Origin of the sequence: Tropicimonas sp. TH_r6, assembly GCF_033101155.1 — a bacterium.
In the GTDB taxonomy this organism is placed as follows: domain Bacteria; phylum Pseudomonadota; class Alphaproteobacteria; order Rhodobacterales; family Rhodobacteraceae; genus Tropicimonas.
In genome coordinates, this window is the sequence record NZ_JAWMPX010000018.1 from 59,503 (window position 1) to 72,973 (window position 13,471).

Sequence of the window (13,471 nt, forward strand, 5' to 3'; positions counted from 1 at the left end):
TCGCTTGGGAAGGTTCCCCTAAAATGCAAAGAACAGGTTCGTTCGAGACGCCGGCGCCAGTCGCGGGATCATTAAAATGAAAGATCATGCCCCGCGCTGAAGAGCCTCAAGGTCGGCCATCCAAGGAGAAAGATCGAGCCCGGTCAGGATCTGGCATCGCTCGGCATCCCGCGCCATGTTCTCGAGGAGGGCTTCGGGAAGGTCAACGAGAGCGGTCTCGTCGTTCTCGGTGATAGGTTGCTGGTTCAACCCATCGATCATTTTGAAGATGCCCGCCTTGACGGAGCCCGGCAAAAGCCCTGTCACGGCACGTCGCAGGTCGGATCGTCCCTTGTTCGCGTAGATGAAATCACGCAACCTGACAAACCGGGGCTGGCTGGCCACGTTGCTCTGTATTCCCTGTTGGAGAAGCTCCGGCCGAGGGGAGGTTCCCACGAACTGGCAGAACTGGTTGTAGCCCGATGTCTCGATATCGGACGTCAACGTGTCGGACAGAAGGAACAAAGGTTCCACCTTCTTGATTTCTCTCAAGAACCTTTCGATCTGAACGGTGTAGTTGCTACGGGCTGAATAGCTCCAGTTATCGTAGGCAAAGCTGGCATCTTCCCCGGACAGGCGATCCTGTTCGGCCAGTAGTGCTTCACGAAACGACAGGGGCTCATAGCCGCGCCGTACGCTCATGAGATATTGCGAATAGGCCCTGCGGATCGGATTTCGCAGTATGAACACGATCTTCTTTGCCGAGGTTTCCTCTGCGATACGCCATGGCGCACAAGGGGAATACATATATTCGGGGTCAATCTCGCCCGTCAGTGTCGCCGCGCGATCCGGAAATTGGCCCCGATACCACTCAGGGCCGCGTTCGCGACGGTCTGAGTGACTGAAATAGTGCGTCTCCTTGATTTTCGGAAGCCGGATGTCGGCATGCTGGCTCAAGATGTCATGAAGGCTGGTCGTTCCGGCTTTCTGCGTTCCGACAACAAGGAAATCTATTTCGAACATGCGCTGTCTTCCCGATCCGGGACCTTGCTCTCGATCCCGATGGCGCGCTCGAGAAAGGCTGCTCGTTCTCCCGCTGCTGTCGACAGGAACGACAGTCGTTGCAGCATCCGGAGACGTCGCCGAGCCAGATCAGGGTGCCCGATCACATCTCCATATGTGACCATGCTCATCGCTTCCTGTTCATACGTGAAATCGGAACTGCCCTGCGTCCCGAACGCTTGGTGATGAATCTTGATCGTCGGGAGAAGAACAGGCGGACCTAGCGCGCCCTGGAGGCGGCGGCTGAGTTCCGCTTCTTCGTAGTAGAGGAAGAACCGCTCATCAAAGCCCCCAGTGGCTTCGAAAGCGGCATGCGGGACAACCATGAAGGATCCCACCGGATAAACATATCGATGCAGGGCTTTCAGCCGATGGCAGAACCGGTAGACGCGCAGCAGCTCGGTCAGGACGCTGCGATATTCGGGCAGAAGATCGAAGGCATAGATCTTCCCGTCTTCGCCGGTCTGCGCAACGGTTCCCCATTTTGAGGTTCCGAACACGGCTTTCAACCCGCAGATATTTGACATGAAGCGCATGTCTGGATTCGCGAAGACCAGAAGTTCGCCACTGGCCAGCGCAGCTCCCAAATTGCATCCAGCGCCAAACCCGCGGTTCTCGGAAAGCTCCCATCGGGTTGCGAACCCCGCCTCCCGCAACCGACATGCATGTTCGGCAATCCGCTCGTCCCCGGAATTCTCAATGAAGACGAATTCGATCTGAACCAAGGCATCTCGACCGGAATGGTGCGTGAGGAAGCTTTCGACGTAGTCAGACAGCAGATCGTAGGACTTGTGAGAAACGGTTACGACAGAGATCATGCCGCCGAGTGTCCCAGTTCCAGAACTGCCGTCGCGTAGACATCCGCAACGTTCGACCACTGGTAGCGGTCAGCAATTTCATGACGTCTTGTTGCGGCCTGGTCGAGACAGATCTCGATATCGGCAGCAACCCTTTCGACAGCTGAAAGGAACGCTTCCTCATTTTCCGCTGGAAAGGACTCGCCTTCAAAGAGTCCGTCAAATTCAGCGAGAGCACCGCCATCGGAAACCACGCAAGGTGTACCAGCAGCAGCGGCTTCAATAACGGGAATACCAAAGCCCTCTGACTCACTTGGGCAGAGGAACAGATCCGCACGGGAATATGCCGCGACCAGGTCCCGGAAAGAGACACCGCCCTTGAGGTCGACAGACAATCCAGCCTCACGCGCAGACGCAACCTCGGCCTCCAGCCTGTCCGCGTAAGGGCCCTCACCGCCACCAATTATCAGGTATTCTGCAGCGATCCCCGCCTGTTTCAGCCTTTCGACGGCACGGATACCCCATTCATGTCGTTTGCGTCGCTCCAGCCGCGATACTGAAAGCAGTCTCAAAGGGCGTTGGCCGGTGCTGTTCCTCGGTCGTTCGGCGCTGGCAAAAGCCGGGTCGACCGAGTTGGGAGTCAGGAGGATGCTCTCGGAAGGAATGCCGAAATGCGCTTCAATCCGCTCTGCCGAATACCGGGAAACGGTCGCAACCATGGTCGAATGACGCGCTGACCAGCCAAATACCAGTTCGCGGATCTTGCGAAACGTCCAGGAGAAGTTGTCGGGATAATCCAGGAACAGGACATCGTGGATCACGCTGAGCGTCGGACAGGAACTGCGGAAGGGTCGCACATACTGGCTCACGACAAGATCCGCGCCAACCTCCGCAGCGACCCTTGGAATATCGACCGCGTTTCGCGCAATGAAGCCGGTGCGGATCGGAATGAAGGTGTACGGAGTGGTCACCGATTGGGAGATCGGCTCCGCAGCCGCGGCGGCGCAAAAGATTTCAACCTTCTGACCGGGAGCTTGCCGTTCCATGGCTTCAGGCAGGGCGTTCAGCACTCCGGCAAGATAGGTCGTCGTCCCCTGCCAGCCTGCATCGAAAGTGTGAGCATCGAAAAGAATGCGGAAGGGACGACTCATGTCGCCCCCGCTCTTCGTCCAGGACTGGAAGCTATGGAACAAATCATATCGCACATCTCTTCCGGACAATTCTTGAGCGGATGTTGTAGGGAAGATGCCCCGCATTGGAAACTCAAATAAGGTTTCCGGCGCTTGGCTGGGGGCAAAGCCGCCCTGCCCCGGTCGGTCCGCCTGGGTTTGAGCCGCTGGCAGGCCGTTTCCGTGTTCGGCGACATCGCGCTCATGTTCCGGCAGCACGGATAACAGATAGGCGAAGAGATGCTCTCGCTGCCAAGCTTGCCCAACACAGAACGCATCGGGAACGTGCAACGCACGGTTCGGTGGGATCATGTTAACGATCTCGAAGGATTCTCTCCGTGCTTTTCTGGCTGCGATCTTGCGGCCATACCCGATAGTGGAGTGATACCATGAGCAATTGGCGCAATACCGCCATAACTCTCCCAGGCTGGGTTGAGAACACGGACCTGCCAACCGACCTGAACGACCTGAAGGGTTTCGAACACCATGCCAAGGATGTCGCGCTCGACATCGAGGTCGGCGGCTCGGTCGAATTGCAGCGCATCGACCCGGACGGACTATGGGAGACATTCGAGACAGCCACTGGCGCCGCCGACATCGTGATCGTCGCGAACCGCTCCACAATTCGTTTCAATCCGGTCGATGCATGCACCTTCCGTGTGTGCTGGAATCAGTGAGGTAATTCATGTCGATTATTCGTGGAAACGCAGAAGCCTTTTCCAAGAGGTTTGTTGCGGACCTGCCGACACTGATCACCTCGGTGGAGAGCTACTCGGAAGGGGATGCCATCGTCCTGTTCAAGGAGGGTTTCACCTACGAAGTCGCTGCGTCGGACGCGGTTGATCATCATCTGGCCACGGAGTGTGGCACACGATTGCGTGTGCCGATCCAGCCAGGCCGTCGCCCAACCATGGAACAATTTGGCGTCAAAGGGGACGGCTCAGACGAAAGTGCGGCTGTCCAGGCGGCAATCGATTTCATCCACGAGAACCGTCTCGGCGAACTTGGGGTCGGGGACCTTACGATCAAGTGCAATGTCGTGATGAAATCCGACGTTCGGATCGTTGGAACATCCATCTACAAGACCAAGTTCTATCCGTTTTCCGATGCCCCGGTGTTCTCGGTGAGCGACACGGTAAGTACCGTTCGGATCGGGTGGCGGGATCTTTCCATTTACGGAGATAGCTCGATGTCGTCGCAGGACGGCATTTCATTGATTCCAATGGCCGCCTCCACCTGGGTGGACACTGTGGACATCGAGGATTGCCATATTCAGGGCTGCGGCCGCTATGGCATCGACGCGGTGGGCGCGAGTACGTCAGGTCCATTCGTGCAGAACCTTCGAACCAGAAATACGGTCGTCAAATTGTGCAAGGCGTCCGCCCTCCGATTGTATGGCACCGTCCTGGAGTGCCATTTCGACAACTCGTGGTTTTCCGGCTCGGGATCCGGCGACGCAGAGCTTTCCAATGTGGTGATACTCAGTGACGGGGCCACACAGTGCCCTGCCCGCGTCTTGTTCACGGGCGGCGGAATGGGAGGACGGTCCCATTACGGCGAGGACGTGACCGCGTTCTACAACGAGGGGCACGAAGTGCAGCTCTTCAACGGAGCTTCGGAAAACGCCGAGAAATTCGTTCACGTTGCCCGTGCGACGGCCCGGAATTTCAAGATTTCCAACTACAAGCTCGCTTCGTCCTACTCCGCGTCTGACTACATCTGGCTCGAATCTGTGGACGGCGCCGAGGTCGAGAACGTCGCATTCGTTTCCGGCAACACGTTTGATCGACATATCAACGTCTCCAACACGACGACAGCGGTCAACGTCAGGATCGGCAGCACTACTCACGGCGGCGCATTCGAACCGGATGTCGATTACATCTCGATGGACAATTTCGTGACGGTCTCGGAGAGCTCCGAGGTGGATCTGCCGAATGTTGCGACCTGCTACTCGCTGGCCTCTGTTGGCGGGGCAGGACAGAACCTGGACACGATCAACAGCATTGTCTCGAAGGGCAAAACCTCCAGCAAGCATCTTCCCAACACGACCATAACTCTGGTGGCCTATAGCGGCCCGACCGATCCCATCACGGTTCGTTCCGCCGCCGGCAACATCGTTCTATCGGGTGGGAATTACACTCTGGACGACAATCTCAAGTCGATCACGCTGACATGGGACAGCAAGAGGCGCCGGTTCATCGAAGTGTCCCGGGCCTGACCGGACTCGAACCGTTCGGTGCGTTTCGGAACGCTACGTGCCAGCTCGATGGCGAAACCGAAGGGCAAACCCCTCCTCCCCGGTTCGGGAGCGAGGGGTTTGTCTTCTATCGGCGACAATGGGAGCTGTCGCCCAGGACCTGCCCGTATCCTTTCGTGACGACGATTCAAACGGCAACCAACCCAGAGATCCAGTCATTGGCACGACCCAGCGCTCGGCGACACTTGAGGCCGGTGTCAATGCCAGTTTGAGACGCTCTGGAACAGCTTTGAGGCCGCCTAGTTGTTCCCAAACAATCCCGTTCCTCCGAGCAGATCACCAAGCCCTTCCCGCAACTCGTCGTCCACTCTCTCGCGCAGCGTGTCCTCGAGCCCCTCGCGTAGCGTGTCCTCGAGAGTCTCACGGCGCTCGAGTTCGACACCGAGTTCTTCTTCGACCCGCTCCAGAACCCGCTCTTCGGCCTTGGCCCGGAGCCGTTCGGTCTCCTCTTTCAACCGCTGTTCCGCCACACTCTCCAGATCAAGAGAGACACGCGGCGCATCCCACGTGCCGGCGATCCGGACCGGGATCAGGACGTCCTGGCCTTCATAGAGTTTCGGCGTGATCCGGTAGTCGAGGGTTTGCGCACCAATGCCCAGCTGCCCAGCACCCGTCGCCTCGAAGAGCGGCGCGGTGGCGACGAGGTCGTCATTTGTCAGAAGCCCTTTCTCGACAGTGAAGCTTCCTGCGATCCGGTCGAAAATCGTCTTCGATCCCGGCCCTACATAGGACGGGTCCATGGTTCGGACCATGCCAACGAGGTCCAGCCCGACCAACTCACCCGCGCCAATTTCGACCGATCCATCTCCCGAGAGGCTGTGGGCGAGCGCATGCACCGAATCCCCGATGCCGAGCAGATTGAACGTCACGTCGCCCGAAGCCCGCAACCGGTCGAAATCCGCGACCTGTGTCAGGAACGGCTGCAGCGCGATGTCCCGTCCTGCCAGATTGGTCCGAATTGACAACCCTCCCCGGCTATTGACGACGAAGCTTCCACCGATATTGCCTTCATAAGCGCCGAATTTCCGCAGCTCGGTCACCGCGCGCCCTGCGTCCAAACGGCTGGAGGTCTCGAACGGAGCGATCCGAAGAAATCCGAGATCGACGCTGTCAGCCGCGATCACGATGTCCGCGTCGAGCATCTGCAGAGCCGAAACGTCGATGACGTCCTGTGGCCAGCCTAAATCCCCTGCGTCTGCCTCCGCGCCGTCGTCATTATCGACGAAACGCGAGAGGTCCAGCGCGCCCGCGTCAATCCGCGCCGTCAGCATTGGGCGCTTGAACAGAGTCAAGTCGGCCGACACGAGGGCGGTGGTGTCGTCCAGGGTCACACTGGCATCGCTGAGGTTGAAGGCCGTTCCAGTGAAGATCACGCCACCGTCAATGGCGATACGTTGACCGACCCCGGCGGGCAGGCCTGGCGCGGCCTCGCCCGCGAGCCTGAAAAGCCGGTCAAGATCGGAGATCTCCGCCACAACCTGGCCCTCGACGACCGGCGCGGTGCCTACACGCCCGTCAAAGCGCCCGCGATTGCCGGCGGCTTTCACATCCGCACCGAGTGCCACGACATTGCCCGCAAGCAGTTCGGTGACCGAACCCACCCGCGCTGTCAGCTCCAAATTCTGGTCGTTTACCACGCCTGAGAACGCGAGATCGGCTGGGCCGTTGGCCGAGGGTGAATCGACCACGAGCCGGAAGCCCCCCAGCCGGTATTTCGAGCGCACCGCGTCCGGCACAACCGAGCCGTCGAGCCCCGCGACCGCGAGCAACCGGTCGAGATCGGCGATATCGGCTTCAAGCCGGCCCTCGGGCATCGCCGCGCGACCGCCCTGCCCGTCGAAGCGGGCCGTGCTGCCAGCCGCCGCCAAATCGACAGCAAGACCCACGGTGGCGCCCTCTATCAGCCCCGTAACCGAGCCGAGCCGCGCTTTGGTTTCGAAGGCTTCTCCGTTGATCTGTCCCGAAAGCGCCAGATCGAACGGTCCGTCGGCGTCCGGCATTGCCATCACCGCGTCAACTCCAGACGCCTCAAATTGCTGTCCGGAAACGTGGTCGATATAGCCAATGTCGGCATCCGAGATCTCGGCGCGGTCCAGCGTCACCATCCACGGCGCACTACCGTCCGCTGGAGTATCGCCGCTCTCCCCGCCAATATCGAACTCCCAGTTTGCGCGTCCATCCGCAGCTCTTTCCAACCGAATGCGTGGGGCTGTCGCCTCGATCCGGCGAACCCGCACCGCACCGCCGAAGAGGCTCTGAAAATCGACGCCGATGGCCAACGCGTCTGCGGAAAAGAACGCCCCACCCTCGGCCCAGTCGGCATTGGCCAGCGTTACCGGCCCGGTCGACACGCCGAGTTCGGGCCAGATCGACGGTGAGATCTCTCCGGAAATCGTCATTTTGCGCCCGGTCGCGGCTTCAACCTGTCGGGCGGCGACTTCGGCGATGCGTTCGGCCGGGATCAACACAATCACTATCACCGTCAGGACCGCAAAGGTCACCATTGCCGAGACCACCCGGAAGATCCATCGCATCGCCCTGTCCCCTGCCTTGCCAACACCCGAAGAATAGCGGCAGACCGCGCCGTCACAAACGCGCCCCACCTACACCTGTTTCCTAACGCGACATGGCTGGTGCCCTCAACACCTTCCACCGGGCGCCTTGCAACAGGCCAGTCTCCGGCCATTCAGTTCCGGTCCGATTGAGGCGGACGTCGCTTGGATCGGGACACGGCCTTTTCCAGGCACTTCAGCGCTCCTGAGCCTCCGCTCATCCGCTTGCCGCTTCGGGCCATCGTTCCTATCTGTTTGAGACCAGGCGACCGGTTGCTTCGACCTGTCCAACGTCCTTTCCTGCGTTCCGCGCGCATTCTATCCCCGGGAGACACCTCACATGCAAAGCGATCAGCAACGCCTTCAGATCTGGTTTCTGGGCGTTATCGCGTTTGCCGTGATCCTGTTCCTACTGGTGCAGGCGAAATTCATCCTGATTTCCTTCCTGATCGCTCTGATACTGTTCTCGCTGACCTCGGCGGCGATAAGCTATTTCCAGCGGCTGCGCTTCGGACGGGCGCGGCTGTCCGTTCTGCTGGCATCCATCCTTGCCGTGTCACTCATCGCGGCGGTGCTGACCTTCCTGACAATCGTGATCCTGACGCAAACGAATGTCGTGGTGTCCACCGTGCTCCAATATGCGGGGCCGGCCCGGGAGGCCGTGGCTGAGATCTTCGGCTGGCTCGGGGAGGATGTCGAAACGGCCCTGTTGTCCTGGATGTCGGAGATGAAGATCGCCCCGTGGCTTGCGACGGCGGCCGGGCAAGCGGGCAACGTGGTCACGGGCACTGTGCTCGTGATCCTCTTCATCGGCTTCCTGTTCCTTGAGCGGATCTGGTTCTTCAGCAAGCTGGAGAACCTGCTGGACGACCCTGACCGCGCCGCCCGCATCGAAGCGATTATCTCCTCCATCGTCCATCGCGTGAACCGCTATCTTGTCGTAAAGGCGGCCATCAGCTCGATTACGGGAGGTCTCGTCTATCTCATGATGCGCCTGCTCGGACTGGAACTGGCCTTCGCGATGGGCGTTCTGACCTTCGTGCTGAATTTCATCCCGAATATCGGATCGATCCTCGCGACTCTCATTGTTGCGCTCGTGGGCTATGTCCAGACCGGCGACCAGGGCACGGGGCTGCTGCTGCTTTCTGTCATCGGCGCGCTCCAGTTCTGCGTCGGACAGGTGCTCGAACCGCTCCTGCTCGGCAACACCCTCCAGCTGTCGTCGCTCGGGATCATTATCTCCCTCGCTTTCTGGGCTGCTGTCTGGGGCGTGCTGGGCATGTTCCTCGCGGTCCCGATCATGGTGGCCGTCATGATCGTGTGCTCTCACGTCCCAAGGTTGCGTCCCGTCGCGATCCTGTTGTCGAAACGGGGGCTGCCGGATATCGGCGAAACTGGCGAGGAGGCCGACTTGCACGGAGTCGAAACCGGCAAACTGGTCGCGTGACGGCCGGCACTGGCGCGAACGCAATCGCCCCCGGACCGAGGTCGACGCCGCAGATGCGCGTAGCGTCAGCGGCCTCCCGAGCGCCAATCATGACAAGGACGCGTTCGTTGATGTCCTGTTTGCTCAGCCTCCGGTATCCGCAGCGACCAGCGCCTTGTAGAGGTCCCGGATGCGCCTCGTCACCGGACGCTCGCCGGTGCCGATGGGCTTGCCATCGATCTCCGCAACGGGTGTCTGGGCGCCGAACGTGCCGGTGAGAAAGGCCTCGTCCGCACCGTAAGCCTCGTAGAGGGAGTAGTTCTTCTCGAAGACAGGGATGCCATTCGCCCGGCAAAGGTCGATCACCTTCTGCCGCGTGACGCCATTCATGCAATAATCCCCGGTTGAGGTCCAAACCTCGCCACGGCGCACGATGAAGAAATTGCAGGCATTGGTGGTGTTCACGAACCCATGCGGATCCAGCATCAGGCCTTCATCGGCGCCGGCCTGCTCGGCCTGGATACAGGCGATCACGCAATTGAGCTTGGAATGCGAGTTGAATTTCGCATCCTGGCTCATCGGAAGGCCGCGCACCTGCGGCACGGTCGCAAGGCGAATGCCCCCGCTCTGCAACCGCTCGACGGGTTTCGAGTGCTCCAGGATCGCGACGATGGTCGCCCCCCATTGGCTGAGACCGGGATGCTGGAACGGCTTGGCCTTGCGCCCCCGCGTGATCATGAGGCGGCAATGCGCATCCGTGGTCATTCCGTTGGCGTCGGCCGTCTTGTTCAGGATCTCCAGAATGTCGCCCGGCCCGATCCCGAGATCGATGGAGATCGATTTCAGGGAGTTGAACAGGCGGTCCATATGGTCATCGAAGAAGGCCCATTTTCCATTATAGAGGCGCATCCCCTCCCACATGCCATCGCCCAGCATGAAACCCGCATCATAGACCGAGACAACGGCCTCCATCTTGGGCTTCAGCTCTCCGTTCACGTAGATCAGGATGTCGTCATTGCGCGGATCATGCTCGGCATCGTGGGTCGTTGGCTTGTCGGGATCGGTCGTCGTCATGTCAGTGTCCTGAGATTTGGCCATGAAAGGCCGGTATGCGTGCGCGCCTGAAGGAACCGTCCGACGCGTCGGACGGGGATTGCGGGGCGCTCTCGTCGTCCGACATGAAGATCTCCCTGCCGGCGATGCGTCGGGCAAAGCCTATCGTGTATGGAACGCAGATCACTCTTATACTCTCATCTGCCGGGTTCAATCCGCAACAGCACCCAGCCCAAGCGCCTCGAAGCGCTCCAGCTGTTCGACCTCTTCCGCGCTCAGCCGAATGCCCTCCGACAGCGCCCGCGCCCGAGCCGCGAAGCGCCTCTGCGAGGGCAGCCGCGCGCCCTGGCCTTCGATCGCCGTGATCAACCGCTCGCCCTCGGCAATTGGATCGCGCCCCGACCGCTTCGCGAAGACACCGGGCTCGAGCGCAAGGATCAAGGCGCCGTGGCGGGGCAGGATTGACGTGGTTCCGTTGAAATCCAGAGCTTCCTGGCTCATGAACTCGCCCAGCATGGCGCCTGAGAGCAGTTCGATCATGGTGGATATGGCCGACCCCTTGTGGCCGCCGAAAGGCAACATCGCCCCGTCCAGCGCCGCCTGCGGGTCCGTCGTCGGCTGGCCATGGCAGTCGACGGCCCAGCCTTCGGGGATCGGGGTTCCGGCGCGGCGGTGCAGCTCGATCTCGCCGCGCGCTGCAACCGAGGTCGCAAAATCGAAAACGTATGGCAGCTCCCCAACCCGTGGCCAGCCAAAGGCAAACGGATTTGTTCCCAGCAGTGGTCGATCCCCGCCGGATGGCGCGACCGTCGCATAGCTCGGACACATGGAGAGCGACGCCAGACCGTAACCGGCCAGCTGTTCGACCTCGTACCAGAGCGCGGAAAAGTGCAGGCAATCGCGGATCACGAGGGCGGCGAGCCCGCTCTCGCGCGTCCGCGCTACGAGCGTCTCCATCGCCGCCTCATAGGCCGCGTTCGCGTAGCCGCCGCCGGCATCGACCTCGACCACGGATGGGCTGGACACATGCACCTTCGGCACCGCGTTGGGCACAACCTTGCCGGCCGCCAAAGCACGCAGGCAGCCTTCGATCCGGTAGACACCGTGGGATTTGCACGCGTCGCGCTCTCCCGATGCGATCCCCCGCGCCACGGCGGCTGCCGTCTCGCGCCGCACGCCCGCCGTCTCGAAAACGCGCTGGATGCGTGCCCACAAATCATCAAAGGAAAGCGTCGCTGCCTGTGTCATTTCACTCTCACCGATCCGTGTCGATATTGGTACAGACCCAGACCACCCGGGCTTCCAAATCACTCACCATCCGAAGGTCGTGCCCGAGGGACCTGGAAAAGCCGGCGCATTCACCGGTTTTCAGTTCCTCCGCAGTCAGCATTTCATACTCACATGAGTGCCGATCCGGCAAGCCGGGAGTGTCCCAGAATGCCCCTGATCACCGGCCCGGAGTGCCGGGGAAAACACCCGCCCCAAATCCTTCCCGTCAATGGGGGCTCGGCGGTCCACCCAGACGAAAGGCGAGCACATCCGGCAGCAAGCGAAGACTGCGGATCGCCCAGGAGAAGGGGGCCGGGAAATCGGTCCGGAACCTCGATGACCGCATCGCGCGGGCCACGCGCTCCGCAGCCTGCCCAGGAGACATCAGCATCGGCATGCGGAAGCTGTTCTTCTCGGTCAGCCGCGTGCGGATGAAGCCGGGATTGACCAGTCGCACCGTGATCCCGCTGCCCTTCAAATCATAGCGCATGGTCTCGGCAAGGCTGACAAGCGCCGCCTTGCTGGCGCCGTAGCCGATCGCTGCGGGCAATCCACGATACCCGGCGAGCGAGCCGACAAGCGTGATGTCGCCCCGCCCCCGCGCGAGGAACCCGGGCAAGACTTCGCCCAGAACCCGCAGCACGCCGAGATAATTGACGTCGCACATGGCTATGGCGGATGCGCTGTCCAGATCGGCCGTCCGCATCGGTTCATAAGCCCCGGCATTGTAGATCACCCCATCCACGGCCCCGGCAGCATGGGCAGCTTCCTTCACCGAGGTCGGGTCCGTCACGTCCATTGGAAGCGCACGGGCCCCCGGAAGTTCCGCGGCCAGTTCCGCCAGGCGCTCGGCATTGCGGGCCGAGAGCACAACGCGGGCCCCCTCTTCGGTCAGTTGGGTCGCCAGCGCGCGCCCGAGGCCTTCGCTGGCGCCAACCAGCCAGTAGGTTTTGCCATCGAAACTCATTGACCCGCCTCCGGCGCGCCGTGCCCGTCGGAGACCAGCGTCTCGGGGGCAGGCTGTCGTTTCAGGAAGGGCGCGCGTTTGACATAGAGGAAAATCGCCTGCCAGTGGATCAAAGCCAGCACACGCGCGGCCCCCAGCGGCCGGGCCAGCGCGGCTCGGGCCAGCGAGGCATTCGTGGCCGGGCGTCGGGGACCGCTGAGCGTGGCAATTACCCCGTCCTTCCCGTTCTCATACGCGATGCGGATATCCACCGCCTCGTCGGTCAGGTCGAAATTGAAGTGATACTGCCCTTCGATCTTCTGGAAGGGCGACACATGCATCAGTTTCTGAGCTGACAGCCGGTCCGTGCGCTGTATCGGGCGGAAATCGTCGTGGGCGCAGAAATAGCAATGGCGCTGCCCGAAGGTGCTGTTCACCTCGGCCACGAAGGCGCAAGGAGCGCCGTCACGCAGGGCAATCCAGAAGCTGACCGGGTTGAACTCGAACCACAGAAAGCTGGGTTGGGTCAGGAGCACCAGTTGTGCTCCCTCGAGCGGGAATTTGCGCGCCGCGAGGAGCTCGCGGAACCAGTCGACGCCGCGCCCGGCGCCGCGCGGGCCGCCATGGTGGCGGTCGGACAGGTGCCAGAGATTGAACCGGTTGGCGGAGAGCAATCGCGGTGTCTCGCGCAGAGGCAGATCCGCAAGCACGAAGTCCACGCTGTATTTGAAAGCGTGTTTGAGATGCCCGCGTCGGGCGTGAAAGGTCTGGCCGGCGATGTGATCAATCATGTGATGCTTACGGTCGAAACGGTCAACCGGATCGATCTTCCCTCCTTGACGTTGCGCGAAGCCATCACCCGGGTAGACTGCCTCAGCGTCACCTCCCGGGCGGCACGTTTTTTTCTGATCCGACACAGTGTGCCTGTCGTATCCTTTTCAAACAACCACTTGTTCGAGGG

At 61.0% G+C, this 13,471-nt stretch carries 11 protein-coding genes; 3 read left to right on the top strand and 8 right to left on the bottom strand.

All coding sequences use genetic code 11. The annotated features are described in order from the left end of the window. Window positions 1-84: 84 nt before the first annotated feature. Genes R3X27_RS16775 through R3X27_RS16785 form a run of 3 tightly spaced genes read right to left on the bottom strand, consistent with a single transcriptional unit; the run spans window position 85 to window position 3,319 of the window. A complete protein-coding gene (locus R3X27_RS16775; RefSeq protein WP_411572508.1) occupies window positions 85-936 on the bottom strand; it encodes a hypothetical protein in 852 nt (283 codons plus the stop codon). 53 nt (window positions 937-989) lie between these two features. Beyond that, window positions 990-1,919 carry a hypothetical protein gene (locus R3X27_RS16780; RefSeq protein ID WP_317710028.1) on the bottom strand — a complete coding sequence of 310 codons (930 nt, stop codon included), beginning with the start codon at window positions 1,917-1,919 and terminating at the stop codon, window positions 990-992. Beyond that, window positions 1,856-3,319, bottom strand: coding sequence for a glycosyltransferase family 1 protein (locus tag R3X27_RS16785; RefSeq protein WP_317710029.1), 1,464 nt, complete (start codon window positions 3,317-3,319; stop codon window positions 1,856-1,858). The genes R3X27_RS16780 and R3X27_RS16785 overlap by 64 nt, the downstream gene beginning before the upstream one ends. A 77-nt stretch (window positions 3,320-3,396) precedes the next feature. Here R3X27_RS16785 and R3X27_RS16790 point away from each other — a divergent pair, with 77 nt between their 5' ends. Continuing rightward, a complete protein-coding gene (locus R3X27_RS16790) occupies window positions 3,397-3,684 on the top strand; it encodes a hypothetical protein (RefSeq protein WP_317710030.1) in 288 nt (95 codons plus the stop codon). Window positions 3,685-3,692: 8 nt separating this feature from the next. Further along, window positions 3,693-5,225 (top strand): hypothetical protein, encoded by a 1,533-nt coding sequence (locus R3X27_RS16795; RefSeq protein ID WP_317710031.1) that lies wholly within the window; start codon window positions 3,693-3,695, stop codon window positions 5,223-5,225. A 278-nt stretch (window positions 5,226-5,503) separates the two neighbouring features. Here the strand turns inward: R3X27_RS16795 and R3X27_RS16800 are convergent, their stop codons facing one another. Further along, window positions 5,504-7,798, bottom strand: coding sequence for an AsmA family protein (locus R3X27_RS16800; protein ID WP_317710032.1), 2,295 nt, complete (start codon window positions 7,796-7,798; stop codon window positions 5,504-5,506). A gap of 358 nt (window positions 7,799-8,156) precedes the next feature. Between R3X27_RS16800 and R3X27_RS16805 the strand changes: the two genes are divergently transcribed. Beyond that, entirely contained in the window at window positions 8,157-9,263 is a 1,107-nt protein-coding gene (locus tag R3X27_RS16805) for an AI-2E family transporter (RefSeq protein WP_317710033.1), read from the top strand. A 123-nt stretch (window positions 9,264-9,386) separates the two neighbouring features. Here R3X27_RS16805 and R3X27_RS16810 read toward each other — a convergent pair whose 3' ends face one another. The 4 genes from R3X27_RS16810 to R3X27_RS16825 all read right to left on the bottom strand — a co-directional run bounded on the left by R3X27_RS16810 (window position 9,387) and on the right by R3X27_RS16825 (window position 13,301). Beyond that, window positions 9,387-10,316, bottom strand: coding sequence for an aminotransferase class IV (locus tag R3X27_RS16810; RefSeq protein ID WP_317710034.1), 930 nt, complete (start codon window positions 10,314-10,316; stop codon window positions 9,387-9,389). A 189-nt stretch (window positions 10,317-10,505) separates the two neighbouring features. Continuing rightward, window positions 10,506-11,543 (bottom strand): Ldh family oxidoreductase, encoded by a 1,038-nt coding sequence (locus R3X27_RS16815; RefSeq protein WP_317710035.1) that lies wholly within the window; start codon window positions 11,541-11,543, stop codon window positions 10,506-10,508. A gap of 247 nt (window positions 11,544-11,790) precedes the next feature. Then, window positions 11,791-12,531 carry an SDR family NAD(P)-dependent oxidoreductase gene (locus R3X27_RS16820; protein WP_317710036.1) on the bottom strand — a complete coding sequence of 247 codons (741 nt, stop codon included), beginning with the start codon at window positions 12,529-12,531 and terminating at the stop codon, window positions 11,791-11,793. Then, window positions 12,528-13,301, bottom strand: coding sequence for a DUF1365 domain-containing protein (locus R3X27_RS16825; RefSeq protein ID WP_317710037.1), 774 nt, complete (start codon window positions 13,299-13,301; stop codon window positions 12,528-12,530). Before R3X27_RS16825 ends, R3X27_RS16820 begins: the two co-directional genes overlap by 4 nt. Between the last annotated feature and the right edge of the window lie 170 nt (window positions 13,302-13,471).